Source organism: Halopseudomonas xinjiangensis (genome assembly GCF_900104945.1).
Classification (GTDB): domain Bacteria; phylum Pseudomonadota; class Gammaproteobacteria; order Pseudomonadales; family Pseudomonadaceae; genus Halopseudomonas; species Halopseudomonas xinjiangensis.
The window spans coordinates 2,387,784-2,408,487 of sequence record NZ_LT629736.1; the positions used below are offsets into that span (position 1 = coordinate 2,387,784).

Annotated in this window: 20 protein-coding genes; 3 read left to right on the forward strand and 17 right to left on the reverse strand. The window is 60.3% G+C overall.

The genetic code is table 11. The features are described 5' to 3' along the window. Positions 1-32: 32 nt before the first annotated feature. The 7 genes from lepB to rpoE all read right to left on the reverse strand — a co-directional run bounded on the left by lepB (position 33) and on the right by rpoE (position 7,105). Positions 33-911 carry a signal peptidase I gene (gene lepB, locus BLT85_RS11010; protein WP_093394568.1) on the reverse strand — a complete coding sequence of 293 codons (879 nt, stop codon included), beginning with the start codon at positions 909-911 and terminating at the stop codon, positions 33-35. Between the two features lie 14 nt (positions 912-925). Then, entirely contained in the window at positions 926-2,725 is a 1,800-nt protein-coding gene (gene lepA, locus BLT85_RS11015) for a translation elongation factor 4 (protein WP_093394571.1), read from the reverse strand. A gap of 211 nt (positions 2,726-2,936) precedes the next feature. Then, positions 2,937-4,376, reverse strand: a complete 1,440-nt coding sequence (locus tag BLT85_RS11020) for a DegQ family serine endoprotease (protein ID WP_093394574.1) — start codon at positions 4,374-4,376, stop codon at positions 2,937-2,939. A gap of 62 nt (positions 4,377-4,438) precedes the next feature. After that, complete coding sequence (locus BLT85_RS11025; protein WP_093394576.1) at positions 4,439-4,900, reverse strand: SoxR reducing system RseC family protein; 462 nt, start codon at positions 4,898-4,900, stop codon at positions 4,439-4,441. Beyond that, on the reverse strand, positions 4,897-5,853 hold the full coding sequence (locus tag BLT85_RS11030; protein WP_157718173.1) for a MucB/RseB C-terminal domain-containing protein: 957 nt from the start codon (positions 5,851-5,853) through the stop codon (positions 4,897-4,899). The genes BLT85_RS11025 and BLT85_RS11030 overlap by 4 nt, the downstream gene beginning before the upstream one ends. Positions 5,854-5,869: 16 nt before the next feature. After that, the gene (locus BLT85_RS11035) at positions 5,870-6,472 is read right to left on the reverse strand and encodes an RseA family anti-sigma factor (RefSeq protein WP_093394582.1); all 603 of its coding nucleotides are present in this window, start codon (positions 6,470-6,472) and stop codon (positions 5,870-5,872) included. A 57-nt stretch (positions 6,473-6,529) separates the two neighbouring features. Then, entirely contained in the window at positions 6,530-7,105 is a 576-nt protein-coding gene (gene rpoE / locus BLT85_RS11040; RefSeq protein ID WP_093394585.1) for an RNA polymerase sigma factor RpoE, read from the reverse strand. A 264-nt stretch (positions 7,106-7,369) separates the two neighbouring features. Here rpoE and nadB point away from each other — a divergent pair, with 264 nt between their 5' ends. Beyond that, positions 7,370-8,986 carry an L-aspartate oxidase gene (gene nadB, locus BLT85_RS11045; RefSeq protein WP_093394588.1) on the forward strand — a complete coding sequence of 539 codons (1,617 nt, stop codon included), beginning with the start codon at positions 7,370-7,372 and terminating at the stop codon, positions 8,984-8,986. On the opposite strand, the gene BLT85_RS11050 is transcribed toward nadB, so the two are convergent. Together BLT85_RS11050 and BLT85_RS11055 are read right to left on the reverse strand one after the other, a co-directional pair. Beyond that, positions 8,955-9,407, reverse strand: coding sequence for a hypothetical protein (locus tag BLT85_RS11050; protein WP_093394591.1), 453 nt, complete (start codon positions 9,405-9,407; stop codon positions 8,955-8,957). The two genes, nadB and BLT85_RS11050, sit on opposite strands and share 32 nt — an antisense overlap. Continuing rightward, a complete protein-coding gene (locus BLT85_RS11055) occupies positions 9,391-9,645 on the reverse strand; it encodes an FAD assembly factor SdhE (protein WP_093394594.1) in 255 nt (84 codons plus the stop codon). Before BLT85_RS11055 ends, BLT85_RS11050 begins: the two co-directional genes overlap by 17 nt. 126 nt (positions 9,646-9,771) lie before the next feature. On the opposite strand from BLT85_RS11055, the gene ygfZ reads away from it, so the two are divergent. Both ygfZ and BLT85_RS11065 read left to right on the forward strand, forming a co-directional pair. Next, positions 9,772-10,788: a CAF17-like 4Fe-4S cluster assembly/insertion protein YgfZ gene (gene ygfZ, locus BLT85_RS11060; protein ID WP_093394597.1), complete on the forward strand. Its 1,017-nt coding sequence runs from the start codon at positions 9,772-9,774 to the stop codon at positions 10,786-10,788. An 18-nt stretch (positions 10,789-10,806) separates the two neighbouring features. Further along, a complete protein-coding gene (locus BLT85_RS11065; RefSeq protein WP_093394599.1) occupies positions 10,807-11,640 on the forward strand; it encodes an HDOD domain-containing protein in 834 nt (277 codons plus the stop codon). A gap of 50 nt (positions 11,641-11,690) precedes the next feature. Here the strand turns inward: BLT85_RS11065 and BLT85_RS11070 are convergent, their stop codons facing one another. From BLT85_RS11070 to BLT85_RS11105, 8 genes are all read right to left on the reverse strand, one after another. After that, positions 11,691-12,506, reverse strand: a complete 816-nt coding sequence (locus tag BLT85_RS11070; RefSeq protein WP_093394602.1) for an enoyl-CoA hydratase — start codon at positions 12,504-12,506, stop codon at positions 11,691-11,693. A gap of 64 nt (positions 12,507-12,570) precedes the next feature. Beyond that, positions 12,571-13,260: a uracil-DNA glycosylase gene (ung, locus tag BLT85_RS11075; RefSeq protein WP_093394606.1), complete on the reverse strand. Its 690-nt coding sequence runs from the start codon at positions 13,258-13,260 to the stop codon at positions 12,571-12,573. A 2-nt stretch (positions 13,261-13,262) separates the two neighbouring features. Next, a complete protein-coding gene (locus tag BLT85_RS11080) occupies positions 13,263-13,592 on the reverse strand; it encodes a hypothetical protein (protein ID WP_093394609.1) in 330 nt (109 codons plus the stop codon). 11 nt (positions 13,593-13,603) lie between these two features. Further along, positions 13,604-14,887: a flavohemoglobin expression-modulating QEGLA motif protein gene (locus BLT85_RS11085; RefSeq protein WP_093394612.1), complete on the reverse strand. Its 1,284-nt coding sequence runs from the start codon at positions 14,885-14,887 to the stop codon at positions 13,604-13,606. 138 nt (positions 14,888-15,025) lie between these two features. After that, positions 15,026-16,528 carry a lysine--tRNA ligase gene (gene lysS / locus BLT85_RS11090; protein ID WP_093394614.1) on the reverse strand — a complete coding sequence of 501 codons (1,503 nt, stop codon included), beginning with the start codon at positions 16,526-16,528 and terminating at the stop codon, positions 15,026-15,028. An 82-nt stretch (positions 16,529-16,610) separates the two neighbouring features. Beyond that, a protein-coding gene (prfB, locus tag BLT85_RS11095) for a peptide chain release factor 2 (protein ID WP_157718174.1) occupies positions 16,611-17,706 on the reverse strand; the annotation gives its coding sequence in 2 pieces (ribosomal slippage) (positions 16,611-17,633 and positions 17,635-17,706; 1,095 coding nt in all). 83 nt (positions 17,707-17,789) lie between these two features. After that, positions 17,790-18,197 carry a hypothetical protein gene (locus BLT85_RS11100; RefSeq protein ID WP_093394617.1) on the reverse strand — a complete coding sequence of 136 codons (408 nt, stop codon included), beginning with the start codon at positions 18,195-18,197 and terminating at the stop codon, positions 17,790-17,792. Between the two features lie 184 nt (positions 18,198-18,381). After that, on the reverse strand, positions 18,382-20,610 hold the full coding sequence (locus BLT85_RS11105; RefSeq protein ID WP_231701468.1) for a putative bifunctional diguanylate cyclase/phosphodiesterase: 2,229 nt from the start codon (positions 20,608-20,610) through the stop codon (positions 18,382-18,384). Positions 20,611-20,704: the final 94 nt, after the last annotated feature.

Consider the following 20,704-nt stretch of genomic DNA (forward strand, 5'->3'; position numbering starts at 1 on the left):
TTGTTTATGTTATTTCCTGCTGCCACCCCCCATCAATGAATCAGGGAGATACTCGAGAAACTCGGCAGGTTGCTCAGCTTGGGTTCGGGCCAGTGCATCCAGACGGCGAAGGCCTTGCCGACAATATAATTGTCCGGAACCATTCCCCACAACTCCCGAGGCATCTGGTCCGACTGCCAGTAACGGCTGTCGTTGGAATTGTCACGGTTGTCGCCAATCATGAAGTAGTGTCCTTCCGGAACCAGCCACTCTTGCGGCCTCGCTGGTTGCGACAGGCGCTTGTGGCGAATCAGGTGAGCAGAATCCTCGAGATACTCCTCGTAGATGTCGACCTTGGCCAGCGACTGCAGCGGATGACCTGGCGGTACTTCATCGTCGGGCTCGGTACGCATCAGATCGCGCGGGACCGGCTCGCCGTTGACATACAGTTGCTTGTCCGCGTAACGGATATGATCGCCCGGCAGGCCGATGACCCGCTTGATGTAGTTGATGCGCGGCTCGTTGGGATAACGGAAAACCATGACGTCGCCACGCTGCGGATCACCAACGTCGAACACCTTGGTATCGACTACCGGCAACCGGATACCATAAGCAAACTTGTTCACCAGAATGAAATCGCCGACCTCCAGGGTCGGTTTCATCGAGCCGGAGGGAATCTGGAACGGCTCAACCAGGAAGGAGCGCAGAATCAGAACGACAGCAAGCACCGGGAAAAACGACTTTCCGTATTCAACCAGCAACGGCTCCTTGTCGAGCCGCTCGAGCGTCTGCGGATCGGGCGTATCAACCTGCGCCTGATACGCCGCGATGACGCGGCGACGGCGTGGCGCCAGCCAGACGAGATCCAGCAACGCAAGCAGGCCGGCGACCGCAACAGCGATAACCAGGATCAGTGGAAAGTTGATGTGCATGTATCTGCGCCGTCCTAGTTATCGACCTTGAGCACCGCCAGGAAGGCTTCCTGAGGAATTTCCACGCTACCGACCTGCTTCATGCGCTTTTTACCGGCCTTCTGCTTTTCCAGCAGCTTTTTCTTTCGGCTGGCATCACCGCCGTAACATTTGGCCAGAACGTTCTTGCGCAGCGCCTTGACCGTCGAGCGGGCGATGATCTGTCCGCCGATAGCTGCCTGGATAGCGACATCGAACATTTGCCGAGGAATCAGTTCGCTCATCTTTTCGACCAGCTGGCGACCCCGGTAGGGCGCATTGTCACGATGAACGATTAGCGCCAGGGCGTCGACCTTCTCGGCATTGATCAGGATATCGAGACGAACCAGCTTGGCCGGCTGGAAACGATCGAAGCTGTAATCGAGCGACGCGTACCCGCGACTGACCGACTTCAGACGATCGAAGAAGTCCAGCACCACCTCGTTCATCGGAAGATCATAGATGACCTGTACCTGAGTGCCGAGGAACACCATGTCGTGCTGCACGCCACGTTTTTCCACGCAGAGCGTGATAACCGCGCCCAGGTGGTCCTGGGGCACTAGAATGTTGGCGCGGACGATCGGCTCACGCATTTCCTCGATCATCGACGGATCGGGGAGCCGTGACGGGTTATCCACGTAGCTGACCTCGCCGTCCTTCTTCACCACTTCGAAGACTACGGTCGGCGCCGTCGTGATGAGATCCAGGTCGTACTCGCGCTCGAGCCGCTCCTGGATGATCTCCATATGCAGCATACCGAGGAAGCCGCAACGGAAACCGAAGCCCAGAGCTTCCGAGCTTTCCGGTTCGAAGTGCAGCGACGCATCGTTCAACGTCAGCTTCTGCAGGGCTTCGCGGAAATCCTCGAAATCATCGGAACTGACCGGAAACAGACCGGCATAGACCTGCGGCTTGACCTTCTGAAAGCCGGGCAACATCGCGACGTCAGGCGTGGTCGACAGGGTCAAGGTATCGCCAACCGGTGCGCCCTGAATGTCCTTGATGCCAGCGATGATGAAGCCGACTTCGCCGGCCTTGAGGTCAGCGGTTTCGGAATGCTTCGGATTGAATACCCCAACGCTGTCGACCTGGTGCAGCTTGCCTGTCGATTTGACCAGCACCTTGTCGCCCTTCTTGATCCGACCATGCTTGACACGGACCAGCGACACGACGCCAAGGTAGTTGTCGAACCAGGAATCGATGATCAGCGCTTGAAGCGGGGCTTCGATTTCACCTACCGGTGAAGGAATCGTCTGAATCAGCCTCTCCAGGACATCTTCAACGCCCAGGCCGCTTTTGGCACTGCAGGCAACCGCATCGGTAGCGTCGATGCCGATCACGCTCTCGATCTCGGCCATCACCCGTTCCGGCTCGGCCTGCGGCAAGTCGATCTTGTTCAACACCGGCATCACTTCCAGGCCTTGCTCGATCGCCGTGTAGCAGTTGGCCACCGACTGCGCCTCCACGCCCTGTGCAGCGTCGACGACCAGCAGCGCGCCTTCACAGGCGGCGAGCGAGCGGCTCACCTCGTAGTGAAAGTCGACGTGGCCGGGGGTATCGATGAAGTTCAACTGGTAGGTCTTGCCATCGCGCGCCTTGTAATACAGCGTCACGCTGTGTGCCTTGATGGTAATACCGCGCTCGCGTTCGAGATCCATCGAGTCGAGAACCTGCTCGGCCATTTCACGGTCGGCCAGGCCACCACAAATCTGGATAAAGCGATCCGCCAGCGTGGACTTGCCATGGTCGATATGGGCAATGATCGAAAAGTTTCGGATGAGACTCAGGTCACTCACAGCAGGATCTTCCAGACAAGGTTGCCAGGCATGGCGATGGAGGGGGAGCTTCCCCAAAAACAGCCCGCGAGTGTACCCGATTGAAACCGGGCTTGCTATCGCTGGGCCGGGCGGCCGGTGTCCGTACGACAAGCCGGTGAAGCCGAACACAGAAACGAAAACGGCGTCCATGTAGCCAGGGCACATGGACGCCGAAAATACCGCACCGGGTCTATTGGCCGAGGCGGAAGGTGATGTAACTGGCGCGTCCTTGCCGCACCACTCGCATGGAAATCGAGCGATCGGTCGGCAGGTCTTCCACCAGTTGCTGGAACGCTGCAACCGAGTCCACGCTTTGATTATCCAGATTGGTAATCACGTCGCCGGGACGCAAGCCCACCATCGCGCCAGGTCCCCGTCGAACCTCGCTGACAACAACCCCATCCTGTACGTCGAGGTTCTGCTTCTGCTCGACCGTCAGGTCGCGCACCACGACCCCAAGACGGTTGTCGCTCGCTGCGGAAGTCGAAGGTGCCTGACCGCCCGGCATGCCAGCCTGATCCTCGTCGGGCAACGCGCCGATCTTCATTTCCAGCTTCACACGCTTCTTGTCGCGCATGACCGTCACGGTGGCGGTCTCGCCAGGACGTACGCGACCGACGGCATGAGGCAGATCGGACGACATGACGATCTCTTCGCCGTTGAACGAAAGGATCACATCGCCGACTTTCAAACCGCCCTCGTCTCCCGGGCCGCCTGGCATGACCTGCGCAATCAGCGCACCGGCCGGCTTGGGTAGACCGAACGACTCGGCAAGGTCCTTGTTCACTTCCTGGATGACTACACCGAGCCAGCCACGGCGCACAGTGCCGTCACGCTTGAGCTGCTCGACCACATCCATCGCGACATCCACCGGGATCGAGAAGGACAATCCCATGAAGCCGCCGGAACGGGTGAAAATCTGCGAGTTGATGCCCACGACCTCGCCGTCGAGATTGAACAGCGGTCCGCCGGAATTGCCCGGATTGATCGCCACGTCGGTCTGAATGAAGGGTACGTAGCTCTCGTTCGGCAAGCTGCGTCCCTTGGCGCTGACGATCCCCGCGGTAACCGAGTGGTCGAAGCCGAACGGAGACCCTATCGCGACAACCCATTCGCCTGCCTTCAGATCCGCTGACCGCCCCATGCGCACTACCGGCAAGTCTTCACCTGCGTCGATTTTCAGCAGTGCCAGGTCCGATCGCGGATCGGCACCGATCAATTTGGCTGACAACTCCCGACGATCGGTCAGCCGCACGAAGATTTCGTCTGCATCGGCGACCACATGGTTGTTGGTCAGCACATAACCGTCGCGTGAGATGATGAACCCGGATCCCAATGACTGAGCCTGACGCTGCGGTGGCTGTTGACCCTGGGGCATGCCGCGCTCGAAGAACTCGCGGAAAATGGGCGGCAGGCCTTCCATGTCCGGCATTCCCGGCTGCATGCCAGGCATGCCCGCGGCTCGCGGATCAACGTTCTGACGGGTGCTGATATTGACTACAGCTGGCGAAGCCTCCTCAACCAGCTCGGTGAAATCGGGCAGGCTACGCGCGCCGGCAACTGACTGCCATGACAGCAGCACTGCGCCGGCAAGCGCGACGAACCAGCGATGCACGGGATATGTGGACACAGGAAACTTCCCCCATATGAAAAGAGAAACTCGACGGATTGTCAGATAATTCGAACGGTGGATCAACCGCTGGCCGCAGCGGAGAGCGAGCCGGATAGTGTACGTAGCACCTGAGGTTGAAATCGCGGGTCCCCGGCATGACGTCGACCCTGCAGGCGCACAGTCAACAAGCCGAGCAGCAGTCCGGCACCCGCCGCGACGATGATCCAGGGCTCCGCCAGGCTCAGCGCCTGCGCCAACAGAGCAAACAGGAAGAGTCCAGCAAGGGGAACGAGATAGACCCAAATAGATCCCGACACAACGGCTTGCTCGGGAATGCCGATGACGACTTCTTCGCCGATCTGGTGACTGCGGTCGGTCAAGACACGGACGAAACCCTGGCGCGACCGCGAAGCAACTTTGTGAAGCAGCGCCTGACCACAACCGGCCCGCGCCTGACAACTTCCACAGGTGCTACGCCGCACGGTTTCCACCCAGACAGCTCCGGGCTCGACGCTCAGAATCCGGCCTTGTTCTTCGATCATTGTTGCGCTTCGGTGTGCATCGGCAACAGGGAAGCGATAACACGCTCAGCAGTCGCAGACGGTATTTCACCCACCAGGGTCGCAAGGACGGTTTCTTCAGGCATGGTCAGCTTGCGGCTGACCGCCACGGTAGGACCGATTTGCGCGCGTACGTCCTCTGCCCGCTGCATGCCGTCCAGTTTTTCAACGAACAGACTGAAACGGGTCAGACCATCCGTATAGGTACGTGACACTGTAGGCGTGCTAGCCCCTTTCGCCGTTTCGGAGGTCTCGGATTGCAGCTGAAAACCCTGCGGCACCCAGGCCGGCCGCCATGCGTCGCCGAGATCGCCGCTGGCGGCTTGTGCCTGTTCGATCCGCGTGCAATCGGTAGTGGTCTCAAGAAGATCATCCGGAACCGAACCCACCTCCAACGACGCAAACTGGAACCGTTCCATCAGAACACCGCGCTCACCAAGCATCAGCGACTTGAGCAAGAGCCCTGTGTCGGAATCCAGATAAAGCTCATAGGCGTAGCGGTGCACGTCACGAGGTTCCACGGCAAGCACCGTGACCGGACGCGCTGCGACTCGGGTGGTTCCGATTACACGGGGAGCATACGAGGTGAGGAGCAACTCGAGTTCGTCGATCGGCTGAGACGCTTCGTGCGGGTTGAGACCGGTCCCGGCAGTACTGGAACAGACCAGCCGACCATCCCGGCGCAACCATTCCTGCACTGGCCCGTCGGACTGGACCAGCCGCTCGGTTACGCCATCGGAGCCAGCTCTGCGCCAGATCTGATGAGTAGTAAAACTGCCGCTGCGCTCATACGCGAAAGCGCCGCGGAAACTGAGCTCCCGCGACGCTTCGGTCATCCTGGATAACCAGTCCTGCGCTTCGTCCGCCGATACCGCCGTGGATATCAAGCAGCCCGCCAAACCGGCCCAGCGCAGCACCTTCCTGTTGACTGGCACTATCCGTTATCCGCGCTTACTGGTCGTCCAGGCTCGCAGCGCGAGCTTGCGGGACCAACTGCGGCGCAGGCGACTGGGCAGCGTTCTCTGCATGCTTGCGCAGATAATCACCGATACGCTGTTCCTGCCATGCCGGCGCGGCGGGTGTTGCATGCACATCGCCGGAGGACTGGAAGCCAGCCAGAACCGCCGTACCTGGCTGGGGAGCCACGGCCGGAGCCTGAACCTGTTCAACCGCTGCCGGTACAGAACGCTCGGCCACGATAGTCGATTCGCCCGGAACCGAACCCTCGTTGACCATACGCACACCAACCAGCACGGCGACCGTTACCGAAGCGGCAACAGCGAACTTGCCCAGTGTATGCCAGGCACCGGCCAACTTGGCCGAGGCACGCGGGGCGGACTCATTGGCGAGTGCCGCAGCGATACCAGCGGACAGGTCGACCTTAGCCTGCCAAGGCTCTTTATGCATGACCGCCCGGGCGAGCTGATACCGCTCCCAGGTCCCACGAACCGCAGGGTCCTGATCGGTGGCCTGGAGCACGCGCCGGACTTCCAACTGCTCGGCTTCGCCATCCATGAGCGCGGAGATAGACTCCTGCAAGGATTCGCTTCTCATTGGTGTACCTCTGCTAAAGACCCCAGGGGGCTTGGTGCGTTAACCCTTTATTCCTGCTCAGGCTTCGAGCAAAGGCTTGAGGGCTTTGTCGATTGCTTCACGTGCCCGGAAAATCCGCGACCTTACGGTCCCCACCGGACATTCCATCACGGAAGCAATATCCTCGTAGCTCAGACCTTCGAATTCACGCAAGGTCAGTGCTGTTCTCAAATCGTCAGGCAACAATTGCAGCGTTCGGTTCACCACTTGCTCGATTTCATCGCGAAGCATGTCGCGTTCAGGCGAGTGGATATCCTTTAGAGCACTGTCACCCTCGTAATATTCCGCATCTTCAGCGGCTATATCAGAATCCGGCGGACGACGTCCGCGCGCGACCAGGTAATTCTTCGCCGTGTTGATCGCGATGCGGTAGAGCCACGTATAGAACGCGCTATCACCGCGAAAGTTCGCCAGGGCACGGTAAGCCTTGATGAACGCCTCCTGGGCTACGTCCTGCGCTTCGTGATTGTCGTGTACGAAACGCGTCACCAGGGCCAGAATTTTGTGCTGGTATTTGAGTACCAGCAGATCGAATGCACGTTTGTCGCCTTTTTGAACCCGTTCGACCAACTGCTGGTCCGTCTGTTCAGCCATACCCCCGCTCTCCGTGGCGTAGAGGCAACACCCATGCCTTGAAGTAATAGACCTGCAATGTAGCCAAAAGTTCTCCCCTTATCAGGTTCAGCAATGAGAGCGGAAGGTTGCAGAAAAGTTCCCGCGATCTTTCCGTCTCGTTGCCAGCCCACTCCGTAAGCTGGTTAGGCTAGCGAGGTGGACGGTATTGTCCCTAACTCAGCTTCTATATACTACCCCTCGCGCCCGGACCCAACCGGCCCGGACATCGACCTGCGGAAACATATGACGGCGAAACTGCAATACGACGTACTGGTAATCGGCAGCGGCGCAGCGGGCTTGACCCTCGCGCTGCACCTGGCGACCGACCTGCGGGTCGCGGTATTGAGCAAGGGCCAGCTTTCCGAAGGCTCTACGTTCTGGGCCCAGGGCGGCGTTGCCGCAGTACTCGACGACAGCGATACCGTCGATGCGCATGTGCAGGACACACTGGTGGCCGGCGCTGGGCTTTGCCACGAAGACGCGGTGCGGCAGATCGTCGGCGACAGCCGCGACTCGATCGGCTGGCTGGTTGGCCAGGGCGTTCCCTTTACTCGCGAGCGCCGCGAAGACGGCAGCGAGACCGACGACTTCCATCTGACCCGAGAAGGCGGCCACAGCCATCGTCGTATCATCCATGCCGCTGATGCCACAGGCGCAGCGATCTTCAACACCCTTCTACTCAGAGCGCAGGAACATTCCAACATCGAACTGCTGGAAGACCGCGTGGCGGTAGATCTGATCACCCGCTCCAAACTCGGCTTGCCCGGCGCGAACCGGTGCCTCGGAGCCTATGTGCTGAACCGCCAGACCGGCGGCGTGGAGACATTTTCGGCTCGCTTCACCGTACTCGCCACCGGTGGGGCGAGCAAGGTTTATCTCTATACAAGCAATCCCGACAGCGCATCCGGCGACGGAATCGCCATGGCCTGGCGCGCAGGCTGTCGGGTCGCCAACATGGAATTCAACCAATTCCATCCGACCTGTCTCTATCATCCCAAAGCCAAGAGCTTTCTGGTGACCGAAGCACTACGCGGTGAGGGCGCTCTGCTCAAGCTGCCCGACGGGACTCGCTTCATGCCGCGCTTCGACCAGCGCGCGGAACTGGCTCCACGCGACATCGTCGCCCGAGCCATTGACCATGAAATGAAGCGGCTTGGCCTGGATTGCGTCTATCTGGACGTCACGCACAAGCCAGCGGATTTCATCCGCAGCCATTTTCCAACCGTCTACGAACGATGCCTGGAGTTCGGCATCGACATAACCCGCGAGCCCATCCCGGTGGTACCAGCCGCCCACTACACGTGCGGTGGCGTCATGGTCGACGAGAACGGACGCACCGACGTCACTGGTCTGTATGCGATCGGCGAGACCAGTTTCACCGGACTCCACGGGGCCAACCGGATGGCGAGCAACTCGCTACTTGAATGTATCGTGTACGGCCGTGCGGCGAGCCGAGATATTTTGTTGAATCTCGAACAGAGCAAGCTCTCGGACGAACTGCCGGGGTGGGATGAAAGCCGGGTAACCGATTCGGATGAAGACGTGATCATTTCGCATAACTGGGACGAGTTGAGGCGGTTCATGTGGGACTACGTCGGCATCGTCCGCACCACCAAACGCCTTCAGCGGGCCAAGCATCGAGTCGACATGCTACTGGCCGAAATCCACGAATTTTACAGTAATTACACGGTGAGCCGTGACCTGCTGGAACTGCGGAACCTGGCGGTGGTGGCGGACCTGATCATCCGCTCGGCCATGCAGCGCAAGGAGTCGCGGGGCCTGCACTACACGCTGGACTACCCCGCGCAACTGAACGAAGCGGAAGACACTATTCTGCAGCCGCCCAGCGCTGCCGACTGAAACGCAGCCGCAAGCGCAGACGCCTGAGGGAATCTTCCGAGGCAGCATCGACCGGCAAAATGACCGATACCGGTAGCCAGCGCCCCTGTTCGCGGAGCCTCACCACCGTGAGGAGCGCACTGACAAAGGTATCGCCTTGAAGGCTGGCGCCGGCTTCGCTGCCATCGCGGCGCAATACGTGCCAGCCGTGGCTGTCGAAACGCAGGCCCGTTATCGAACAGGCGTGGCGCAAGCTGACCTGACGTGGCCACACCCACCAGCAATAGAGCAAAACCAGCGTCATGCACAGCGCTGCCTGAATGCCGGGCAGGCCGCTACGGTACAGCCCGGCGATCGCCAGAGCGGTAGCCAGAACAATCAACCCCCCGAGTACACGGGACGGCTGTCGCTTGAGCAGAAGATAGTCACTTGGGCTGGACACGATCCAATATCATCCTCACGATGCGTTTGAGATCCGGGTCATCGGGCTCACCTCGCTGCATGAACCAGACGAACATATCCTGGTCTTCACATTCCAGCAGTTTGCGGTAACGTGCCTTGTCGTCATCCTCCAGAGCCAGGTAGGCCTCTTCCAAGAATGGCAGGAGCAATACATCCAGCTCCAGCATGCCGCGTCGACTGTGCCAGTACAGGCGCTTGTACTCTACTTCGGCCGACATCGACCTCTCCATCAGCGGTTGAAAGCTGGCCATGATGCACAAACATCAGTATAGCCTCAAGCCGGCGCTGACAAGCAGGCTCGACCAGACCTATGATGTAACAGCCCAATTCAGGACAGCGAACCCATGCCCGACACTCTCGATCCCTCCGTCCTCGCCCAGTGCTTCACCGCGCCGCTACCCGCGGAAGGTAACGACACACTGCTTTGCTGGCTCGATCAGGAAGGCATCATCGCACTGGAGGGGCCGGACACCGCCCGCTTTCTGCAGGGGCAGGTTACCTGCGACGTGAATGCCATCCAGGTTGGACACAGCACCCTTGGTGCTCGTTGCAATCCCAAGGGCCGTATGCAGTCGAGCTTCCGGCTGCTGCGCGTCGCCGAAGAGCAATACCTGTTGGTGCTGCACAAGGGACTGCTCGAGCGACAGATTGCCGAATTGAAAAAGTACGCCGTGTTCTTCAAGACGCAGCTGCGCGACGCCAGCAGTGAATGGCTACGCCTTGGACTGCGCAGTGACCGACTCGAGCGAGTCCTGGTCGATAATGACCTACCCTGCCCCACCGAAACCGGCGGACATGAGCAGGCTGCGACAGGTGTGGTGCTGCGGGTGGCGGACGCCGCGGTGGAGCTGTGGCTCAAGCCGGACCAGGCGCCGACGCACGTCCAACGGCTGAGCGGCACGGCGGCGATGGCATCAAGCCAGGCATGGCTACTCTGGCAGGTGCGGGCGGGTATCGGCCAGGTGTTTCCAGAGACCTACGAAAGCTTTATCCCCCAGATGCTCAACCTTCAGCAACTGGGTGGCGTCAGCTTTCGCAAGGGATGCTATACCGGTCAGGAAATCGTTGCTCGTATGCAATACCTGGGCAAGCTGAAGCGGCGGATGTATCGCCTGTTGGTGGCTGGCGAGGCTCTCCCGCCGCCTGCTACACCGATTGTCGACAGCGCTTCAGGGCAGACCGTTGGGGAGATAGTTATGGCCGCTCAGAGCGAAAGCGGCGTGGAAGCGCTGGCTGTCTTGCAGAAGGATGCGGCACAATTGGCAACACTGGTTGTCGGTGACATCAAAGGGCCACTATTGAGCCTGAGCGGATTGCCGTACGATATACAGTTGGAGGCCGGCGAGGCCGACAAGGACTAACGAGCAAGGGATACCCCAATGACAGATCTGGCCCAACGTGTTCAAGAACAGCTCATGGAAGCTATCGACCGGGACGAGCTGGTTCTGCCCACGCTTCCAGAGGTCGCGCTGCGAGTTCGCGAAGCCGCAGAAGACCCCGACGTCAGCATCCCGCATCTGGTGCGCGAGATCAGTAGTGACGCTGCGCTAAGTGCGCGATTGATCAAGGTGGTCAATAGTCCGTTGTTACGCACCCGGCAGGAGATCACCGATCTAGGCATGGCTGTCAACCGGATGGGGATAACCTATACCGCGAACCTGGCGATCGGCTTGGCGATGGCCCAGATGTTCCAGGCCACATCAGACCTGATCGATGCGAAAATGCGTCAGGTATGGTCTCGCAGCACGGAAGTAGCCGGCATCAGTCACGTGCTCTGCCGTCACTACACCAAGCTCAAGCCCGATCAGGCGACACTAGGCGGTCTGGTTCACCAGATCGGCGTGCTGCCTATTCTTAGCTATGCCGAAGAAAACGAAGCATTGCTGGCGGACGAGAAAAGCCTCGACCTGGTAATCGAACGCATCCATCCGATTCTCGGCGACCGCATTCTTCAGGCTTGGGACTTCCCGCTGCCGTTGCGGCATGTCCCCACTCAGCACCTGGATTTCAAGCGCAATTCGGCGGAAGTCGACTACGCGGACATCATTCAGGTCGCGGTACTGCAGAGTCTCGCTGGCACGGACCACCCTTGCGCCAGCATTGATTGCGGCCAGATCCCTGCTTTCACCAAGCTTGGCCTGAATCCTTACGAGGATGAGGAAGACGAGGATCTTTCAGCGGAAATGGAAGCTGCGATGCAGCTGCTCGGCTAGCGTGCTCAGCGGCAAGCACACTTGCCGCTTCACGTTTCGCGCCAGCTGCGTCAGCGGTTGCGCCATTGGGGTGGACGTTTCTGCAGGAAGGCAGCGACGCCCTCGGTGGTGTCGTCCAGATCGAACAGGTCTACAAATCGCTCCCGCTCTTCGCTTAACAGCGAGTTGATCGGGCGGTTACGCCCGGACTGGATAAGCTGCTTCGAATGTTTCACCGCTTGCGGGCTCTGTCGTCCGACCTGAGCGGCGAGTCGCAGAGCCGTGGTCAGCGCCTGCCCTTCCTCTACCACCTCTTCTACCAATCCGATTCGTTCAGCCTTGACGCCGTCGATGCGCTCCCCGCAGAGGATCATGCGTTTCGCCCAGCCTTCGCCCACCAGCCAGGCCAGCGCCTGGGTACCGCCAGCACAGGGCAACAGGCCAACACTTGCTTCCGGCAGACCCAGCTGCGCTTCGCGCTCGGCAATGCGAATATCGCATGCGAGCGCACACTCCAAGCCGCCGCCCATGGCATATCCGTTGATTGCCGCGATGGACACTCCGGCGAAGTCGCGCAGGGCTTCGAATGCCTGACCGAACAGCCGGGCGATCGTTCGCGCCTGGGCTTTGTCTCCTTCGGCGAACATGCGCAGGTCGGCACCTGCGGAGAAAAACCGGCGGCCGCGTCCGGTAATCACCAGGGCATAGACCTCCGGATCGTCATCCAGGTGCTCGATGAGCTCGACCAGCCCATGCAGTGTGTCCGTGTCCCAGGTGTTCGCCGGCGGGTTATCAATGGTGACCAGCGCGGTATATCCCACCTTTTGCACGACGAGCTTGTCGGTACGGGGGACCAGCGCGGTGTAAGGAGTCAGCGCGTGTTCCATGGCAACCTCCAATCGGATGGAAATTCCTCCAAAGAGTAAGACACGTCGCCGTTTTCGTCAGCAATCAGGCGGGAGGAAGCTGCCAGTCGATTGGAGTTCGGCCGTGTTGGCGCAGATAGTCGTTCGCCAGAGAGAAATGTCCGTTGCCTATGAAGCCGCGGTGCGCGGATAGCGGCGAAGGATGGACCGACTTCAGTACCAGATGATTCGCGGGATCGATCTGCTGGCCCTTTTTCTGCGCATAGCTGCCCCACAGCATGAACACCAGATGCTCGCGCCGCTCGTTCAACACATCGATGATTCGCGAAGTGAAGCGTTCCCAGCCGCGGTTGGCATGGGAACCGGCCTGGCTGTGCTCGACGGTGAGCACAGCGTTCAGCAGCAAAACGCCCTGTTCGGCCCAGCTTTGCAGGCAGCCGTGCCGGGGGATCGGCAGAGACAGATCACGCTGTAATTCCTTGAAGATATTCTGTAGAGATGGCGGCGCCGGGACGCCGGCCGGCACGGAAAAACACAGGCCATGCGCCTGACCGGGTCCGTGGTAGGGATCCTGACCGATGATCACTACCTTCACCTCTTCCAGCGGCGTACTGTTGAGCGCATTGAACATCAGCGGCCCAGGCGGGTACACCTGCTTGCCAGCCGTCTTCTGCTCAAGTAGGAATGCGCGTAGCTGTTGCATGTAGGGCTGGTCGAATTCCTCGGCCAACGCCTCTTTCCAGCCCGCCTCCAGCTGAACATCGCGGCCCGCCATGCTTATTCCGCTACCGGAACGGATTGCGCGTTGCAGCGCACTACGCGCTGACGCTGATCGACCAGCAAGCCGGACAGGCCGTTATGCCTGGCGTCGTGCAGCACAAGCACGCCATCGACACACTCGGCTACCTGATTCGCCGCCCGGCTACGCAACTGACCAGCCTCTTCCGACCCCACCGTCACCAGGCCGAATTCGGCCACGAGAAGGCCTTCTTCCTCACGAGCGATATTCAGATAGCCATACAGGTGCAAGACCATGACGGTGAAGAACACCGTACCCATGGCAGTCAATATCAAGGGAAGCTTGTTCACTTCCTGCTTCTCGGCCATACATCGCTCCGTCAGAGGATATTCGCGTAATCAGCTTCGATGCGATCGAGGCTGAGGTTGTTCAGGAATCCGGAGAAGCACATCCAGGCACTCAGCGCATTCAGGTCGGCAAACGGCTCTGGCAGATAGCGCGGCGGTACGACCAGCCCTTCCTCGACCAGTTGGCCCAGGGTTCGCATATCTTCGAGGGTGGTCTTGCCGCAGAACAGCAGCGGAATCTGCTGCAGCTTGCCCTTGCGCACCGCCAACTGAATGTAGTTGTAGGTCAGGATGAAGCCTTTCAGGTACGCCAGATCCTTGGTGAACGGCAAGCCGTCCGCGCTCGATCCACGGAAAACTCGACTGGCATTGGTGTAACTATCTTCGCGGGCATAACCCTCGTCCCGATAGAACTGGAACACATCGAGGAAGTTGCCGCCGGATTCGGCCATCTGGATCGCCCGGGTGCGGTCGGTCAGTTTGCGCAGACGCGCCGGGTACGAGGCGAAGGTGATGACTTCCATGAGGATCGCCAAACCTTCCTGAGTCACGGTGGACGAAGGCGGCCCCTTGGCCAGGAAAGTGCAGATCGGCTGATGTTGACCGTTGAGACTGGTTGCCACGTGCACCATACCCTCGTGCACCGCCAGCAGCTTCAGGTCGCGCTGGTTGAACAGAGCGTCACTGCGAATCTTGATGTAGTCGGCGCCTGCTGCCGCGTCGGCAACGATGCCATCGGACTCGAACACACGGACTGCCCGGTCATCCGGAAACGCCTGATCCATGCGCTCCTGAAGAATCGCCACCGCTTCCGGCGCGGCGATGGTCTTGGGTTCCCGGCCCAGGTCGGTACCGATGTTGGTCAAGGACTCACTCAGCATCATGCCCAGATCGGTCAGGGTCGGGTCGCCAGCATGGAAGGCATCCGACGCCGAGCCGTACAGCTCCTGCGAAATCAGACCAAAATCCGGCTTGCCCCGCGCCTCGACCATGCGAATGACCATGCGGTACTCGCGGCACATGCGGCGCATGATCTGACCGACCGGATTGAACGTCCCCAGTTGCCGGGTGATGTCTCGCTCGATGTCCTGCAACACCTCGCGCCGCTCGGTCGGATCGAAGCCCAGCGGGCGCGTGGCGTAGTAGTCAGGATTGACATCCGGCAGGCTCTTGCAGCGCTTGCGGAAAAACTCTTCGCGAACGCTATCGTCCCACTTGATCGCATCGAGAATGCGGATCGGCGCCTGCGCATCGACCAGTCGATCGGACAGGCTGCGGATGACCAGTTGGTACTGCTCGCTCTGTTTCACTGCCATTCCTCATTCCCCTTCGGGTCATTCGAGCTACGAGCGGCAAGCTATAAGCGGCAAGCAGTTCCGGTGTTGCCGTCTACACCGATCAGTTGAAGTTTGAAGCATCAAGCTTGCCGCTGACCGGAACGCTGAAGCTGCGCTTCAGTGCTCCGGGCGCATGTGCGGAAACAGGATCACGTCGCGAATCGACGGCGAGTCGGTCAACAGCATCACCAGACGGTCGATACCGATGCCCTCGCCCGCGGTCGGCGGCATCCCGTATTCCAGCGCCCGCACGAAGTCCGCGTCGTAGTGCATGGCTTCGTCGTCGCCGGCGTCCTTATCCGCCACCTGCGCATGGAAGCGTTCGGCCTGATCTTCGGCGTCATTGAGCTCCGAATAGGCATTGGCGATCTCACGGCCACCAATGAACAGCTCAAAGCGGTCAGTCACGCTCGGATCGTCGTCGCTGCGACGCGCCAGCGGCGAGACTTCGAACGGATAACGCGTGATGAACGTCGGCTGCTCCAGCTTGTGCTCGACCAGCTCCTCGAAAATCATCACCTGCAGCTTGCCCAGCCCCTCGAACCCCTTCACATCGGCGCCGGCCTTCTTGGCGATGGCGCGCGCCTTGTCCAGGTCTTGCAGATCTTCGGCGGTGATGTCCGGGCTGTACTTGAGGATCGAGTCGAATACCGACAGGCGCGCGAAGGGCTCACCGAAATGAAACACCTTGCCCTGGTAAGGGACATCGGTGGTGCCCAGAACTGCCATGGCCAGCTCGCGAAAAAGCTCCTCGGTCAAGTCCATGTTGTCTTCATAGTCAGCGTACGCCTGGTAAAACTCGAGCATGGTGAACTCGGGGTTGTGCCGGGTCGAGACGCCTTCGTTACGGAAGTTGCGGTTGATCTCGAACACACGCTCGAAGCCACCGACCACCAGGCGCTTGAGATAGAGCTCCGGGGCGATGCGCAGGAACATCGGCAGATCGAGCGCATTGTGGTGCGTCTCGAACGGCTTGGCCGCGGCGCCGCCAGGGATGGTCTGTAGCATCGGCGTCTCGACTTCAAGGAAGTCGCGCTCGGCAAGGAAGCGACGAATGTGGCTGATGATCTTCGAGCGCACCTGGAAGGTGTTGCGCGTGTCTTCGTTGACGATGAGGTCGACGTAGCGCTGACGATAGCGCTGTTCGGTGTCGGTCAGGCCGTGAAACTTGTCCGGCAGCGGCCGCAGCGACTTGGTCAGCAGCTCGACTGCAGTCATGTGCACGTACAGATCGCCCTTGCCGGAGCGCGCCAGCGTGCCTTCGGCGGAAATGATGTCGCCCATGTCCCAGGTCTTGATCTGCTCGAGCGTGTCCGCGGGCAGCCCTTTGCGGTCGACGTAGACCTGAATCCGCCCGGACATGTCCTGCAGCACCATAAAGGCGCCCCGGTTGAGCATGATGCGCCCCGCAACCTTGACCGGAATCGCAGCCGCTTCGAGTTCTTCCTTGCTCTTGTCCGCATACTGCTTCTGCAGCCGGCCGGCGTAGCTATCACGGCGGAACCGGTTGGGGAACACACTGCCTTTGGCGCGCTGCGCGGCAAGCTTTTCCTTGCGCAGGGCGATCAGACTGTTCTCTTCCTCTTGCAGGGCATGCTGGTCTTGCGGCTGGTCGGTCATTTCGGGTTGATTCCAGGTTCAATTCAATGAGTTCTTGCCGGGGCGACGACTCGCCGCCAGAGGCTCGTTCACCTGCACAGGGTTACAGACCCTGCTTCAGGCTGGCCTCGATGTATTCGTCCAGATCGCCGTCGAGCACCTTGTCGCAATCGCTGCGCTCGATCCCGGTACGCAGATCCTTGATGCGCGACTGGTCAAGAACGTAGGAGCGAATCTGATGGCCCCAGCCGATATCCGATTTGGTGTCTTCCAGCGCCTGCGCCGCAGCGTTGCGCTTCTGGATTTCCATCTCGTAGAGCTTGGCGCGGAGCATTTTCATCGCCGTGTCGCGGTTGGCGTGCTGCGAACGCTGGTTCTGACAGCTGACCACGGTGTTGGTCGGAACGTGGGTGATGCGGATCGCCGAATCGGTGGTGTTGACGTGCTGACCACCAGCGCCCGAGGAGCGGTAGGTGTCGACGCGTAAATCCGCCGGATTGATATCGATCTCGATATCGTCGTCGATTTCCGGCGATGCAAAGACTGCGGAGAACGAGGTATGACGCCGATTGCCCGAGTCAAAGGGGCTTTTGCGTACCAGGCGGTGCACGCCGATTTCGGTGCGCAGCCAACCGAAGACGTATTCGCCCTTGACGTGAACGGTAGCGCTCTTGATGCCAGCGACTTCGCCCTCGGACAGTTCGACGATCTCGGTTTCGAAGCCGTGCTTGTCGGCCCAGCGCAGGTACATGCGCAACAGCATGTTGGCCCAGTCCTGGGCCTCAGTGCCGCCGGAGCCGGCCTGGATGTCCAGGTAGCAGTTGTTGGGATCCATTTCGCCGCTGAACATCCGGCGAAATTCGAGCTTCTCCAGGGACTGCTGCAGGCGATTGAGCTCGGTGACGATGTCGGCGACCGCTGACTCGTCGTCCTCTTCATTGGCCATTTCCAGAAGCTCGGATGCGTCAGCCAGGCCGCCACTCATTTCGTCGAGGGTTTCGACGATCTGCGCCAGCTGGGCGCGTTCGCGGCCAAGGTTCTGTGCGCGTTCCGGATCGTTCCAGACGCTGGGGTCTTCGAGCTCGCGCTCGACTTCGGTCAGGCGATCACGCTTGTGATCGTAGTCAAAGATACCCCCTGATGGTATCCGTACGGCCGCGCAGGTCCTTGATGGTATTGAGGATCGGATTGATTTCCATGGTGACAAGTCCCGTCGGGAAAAGCGGCCATTGTAGCGGAAATCACCCTCGCAGTGCAGCGCTACCGGCGCCGCACGCTCGGGTCAGCGACCGAATACGCGCAGGAACACCAGCGTGCCCACACCCCAGCAGGCGTTGAGGATGAAACCGATCATGAAGCGTCCCGGCAGCTTGTCGACGTCGAAACCGATGCCCTTCAGCGGGAATACAATCAAAAGCGCCACGACAGTCAGTGCGATACCGCCGAACAGCGCCGCCTTGAGCCAGACCCAGCTGCGTCCTACGCGATCAAGAAACAGCACCAGAGCCAGCGCCCAGAGCCCTCCGAAAAAGGCGCCGGAGACCACCGAGGGGACACCCAGCGGTCTGGTCGGAGCCAGCGAGAACGGCGCAAAGGGCACGACACCCGCCGAATGCAACAGTCCCAGCGCAGGCTGGTGGAAACACAAAACCGCGAGAAAGCCAGCTATGAACGTAAGGATCCAGCGCATTGGGCGACCTCCCTGTGAAAGTCGCCAAACTATAGCAGGGGGTTTGCGCTCCGTCTGTCAAAGGCTCGATTGATGCAGGTCAGGGACGCCATGACCCCAGGGTCTGACTGGTGGCTCACCCATCCAGGAGGAAGGGTCACACCGGGGTCGCGCTGAACATGGTCCCGGACGCCGCGTGGCTGCCTCAGACGGACTCATCAAGCGTCGACAGGCTAACCAGTACTGGGTGGATATTGTCGGCAGACAACGGCCGGCTGAACCAGTAGCCCTGGATGTAGTGGCAGCCTTCGTCGCGCAGGAAGCGCATCTGCTCGGGCGTCTCGATGCCTTCGGCAATCACGTCCATCCGCAGTCCGCGGCCCAGGCCGATAATCGCCCGGCTGATCGCTCCGAGACGCTCGTCGTCCGGCGCACGGGTGATGAAGCTCTTGTCCACTTTGATGATGTGCAGCGGGTAGCGATGCAGGTAGCCCAGAGATGAAAACCCGGTGCCGAAATCATCGAGTGCGATGCGAATCCCCAGGCTCTCCAGTTCGCGCAGGGTTGCCAGAGTATCCGGCACGTCCTGCATAAGAAGACTTTCGGTAATCTCCAGCACCAGGCTGCTAGCAGGGAAGCCGGTTTCCTCGAGCACTGCCGCGACCCGGGCTGCGAAGCCCCCTTCATGCAGCTGGCGACTGGACAGATTCACCGAACAACGCAAACCGGGCAGGCCGTTGTCGTGCCAGCTCTTGACCTGTCGACAGGCTTCGCGCAGCACCCATTCACCCACCTCGACGATCTGGCCGGATTCCTCCAGCACCGGGATGAACTCGTCCGGGGATATCATGGTGCCGTCTTGCCACCAGCGCAGCAGAGCCTCGACGCCGATCACCCGGGACGTGCCGCCTTCGACTTTGACGATCGGCTGGTAATACAACTCGAACTGGTTGCGCAGCAGTGCTTCGCTCAAGGCATTTTCCAGCGTCAGGCGATGGTTCACCTCTTCCTGCAGGGTTTCGCTGTACAGCGCCAGCTGCGACTTACCGTAGGCCTTGGCCCGGTACAAGGCCAGATCGGCTTCACGCAGAGCGTCCTGTTCGGCACCATTACCCTTCAACGGCGCGACCCCGATACTCGCGGTGATGACCAGCCGATGCTCGCCGATCAGCATGGGGACATGTAACTCCTGCATGATGCGGCGCGCGACGATTTCCGCATCGCCATCCTGCGCCAGATCATCGAGCAGCACGACGAACTCGTCGCCGCCGAACCGGCACAGGTGATCACCGGGGCGCAGGCAACGACCAATCCGCTTGGCCGACTCCACCAGTACCTTGTCGCCGCTCTGGTGACCCAGGCTATCGTTGATCAGCTTGAATCGGTCGAGATCGATGAACAGCACCGAGGCGTGCCGCGCACCCGGCTTGGCCTGGCGCTGCAACGCCTGCAGCAGCAACTGGTTCATTCGCTGTCGGTTGGGTAGCCCGGTCAGCGGGTCATGGAAGGTGGCGTGCGCCAGGTCCTGCTCCGCGCTCTTGCGCAAGTTGATATCGGACAGGGAACCAGCTAGACGACGGATTCCGTAGTTGTCCTCCGAGACCAAGCCACGAATCAGGACCCAGACCAGCTGTCCGTCGACGTCTCGCATCTGGCATTCGATATTGAGATAAGGCTTGTAACCGGCCAGATGTGCTCGGACCGCCACGTTGAAGGCAGTGCGGTGCATGTCGGGCATCAACGCCGCCCATTCGGAAAGAGTAGAAGGCGCCCGCTCGCCAGCCAGACCGACAATGCGAAGCCAGCGCTCGGATACCTCGAGCGCATCATCCACCACGTTCCATTCCCAGATTCCGTCGTGCGCGCCCTCCACCGCCCGGGCATAGCGGGCACGGCTTTCTTCCAGCGCCAGTTTGTTCGCAGCGGAGTAGGTGTCCACAGCCAGAGTGAGATCGAAGAAGACGATTTTCAGCAGGCAGGCAAACAATCGGTCTGCCAGCTCTGGGTCATGCGCCCAGTGAGCGCGGATAGCTCCCTGCATATGGTTCAAGTAGAAATGGTAGGCGCCGAGATACCACTTCTGCTCCACCTGCTCGCGCTCGTGGCTCAGACCTACCAGCAAGCGCAGGCGCGCGTACTGGAGATCGTAGGGGCCATGCAGCAATTGCTGGTAGTAACGCTGCTGCTGTCCTTTCAACCGCTGCAGCATGCCCGGCTGCTGCAGCTGGGCGGAGGTTTCGGGGAACTGGAGCATATGGCGGTGAAGCGCATCGACTACGTCGCTGTGGAGCGTCTCGAGCGCATCGACATGCTCAGCCAGGCCAGCCATCGCCGGATCGTCCAGCAACAACAGCCGGAGCCGCTGCTGGACGTCGGCCACATTCAGACCGAGGCTGTTCTGCATGTCTTCCAGACGCTTCTTCAGGTCCTTCACCAACGTCTCCTAGACGCAACATCGCAAGGGCTCCTTGCCAACAATGGCTGAGCTGCGCAAGCGTGACACAGTACGCAAATGTGTCCCGACGCAT

Excerpts from the sequence above, each read along its gene's own strand:
- lepB (WP_093394568.1), bottom strand. The coding sequence starts at position 911 with ATGCACATCAACTTTCCACTGATCCTGGTTATCGCTGTTGCGGTCGCC.
- BLT85_RS11025 (WP_093394576.1), bottom strand. The coding sequence starts at position 4,900 with ATGATCGAAGAACAAGGCCGGATTCTGAGCGTCGAGCCCGGAGCTGTC.
- BLT85_RS11035 (WP_093394582.1), bottom strand. The coding sequence starts at position 6,472 with ATGAGAAGCGAATCCTTGCAGGAGTCTATCTCCGCGCTCATGGATGGC.
- rpoE (WP_093394585.1), bottom strand. The coding sequence starts at position 7,105 with ATGGCTGAACAGACGGACCAGCAGTTGGTCGAACGGGTTCAAAAAGGC.
- nadB (WP_093394588.1), top strand. The coding sequence starts at position 7,370 with ATGACGGCGAAACTGCAATACGACGTACTGGTAATCGGCAGCGGCGCA.
- BLT85_RS11055 (WP_093394594.1), bottom strand. The coding sequence starts at position 9,645 with ATGTCGGCCGAAGTAGAGTACAAGCGCCTGTACTGGCACAGTCGACGC.
- ygfZ (WP_093394597.1), top strand. The coding sequence starts at position 9,772 with ATGCCCGACACTCTCGATCCCTCCGTCCTCGCCCAGTGCTTCACCGCG.
- BLT85_RS11065 (WP_093394599.1), top strand. The coding sequence starts at position 10,807 with ATGACAGATCTGGCCCAACGTGTTCAAGAACAGCTCATGGAAGCTATC.
- BLT85_RS11070 (WP_093394602.1), bottom strand. The coding sequence starts at position 12,506 with ATGGAACACGCGCTGACTCCTTACACCGCGCTGGTCCCCCGTACCGAC.
- ung (WP_093394606.1), bottom strand. The coding sequence starts at position 13,260 with ATGGCGGGCCGCGATGTTCAGCTGGAGGCGGGCTGGAAAGAGGCGTTG.
- BLT85_RS11080 (WP_093394609.1), bottom strand. The coding sequence starts at position 13,592 with ATGGCCGAGAAGCAGGAAGTGAACAAGCTTCCCTTGATATTGACTGCC.
- BLT85_RS11085 (WP_093394612.1), bottom strand. The coding sequence starts at position 14,887 with ATGGCAGTGAAACAGAGCGAGCAGTACCAACTGGTCATCCGCAGCCTG.
- lysS (WP_093394614.1), bottom strand. The coding sequence starts at position 16,528 with ATGACCGACCAGCCGCAAGACCAGCATGCCCTGCAAGAGGAAGAGAAC.
- BLT85_RS11100 (WP_093394617.1), bottom strand. The coding sequence starts at position 18,197 with ATGCGCTGGATCCTTACGTTCATAGCTGGCTTTCTCGCGGTTTTGTGT.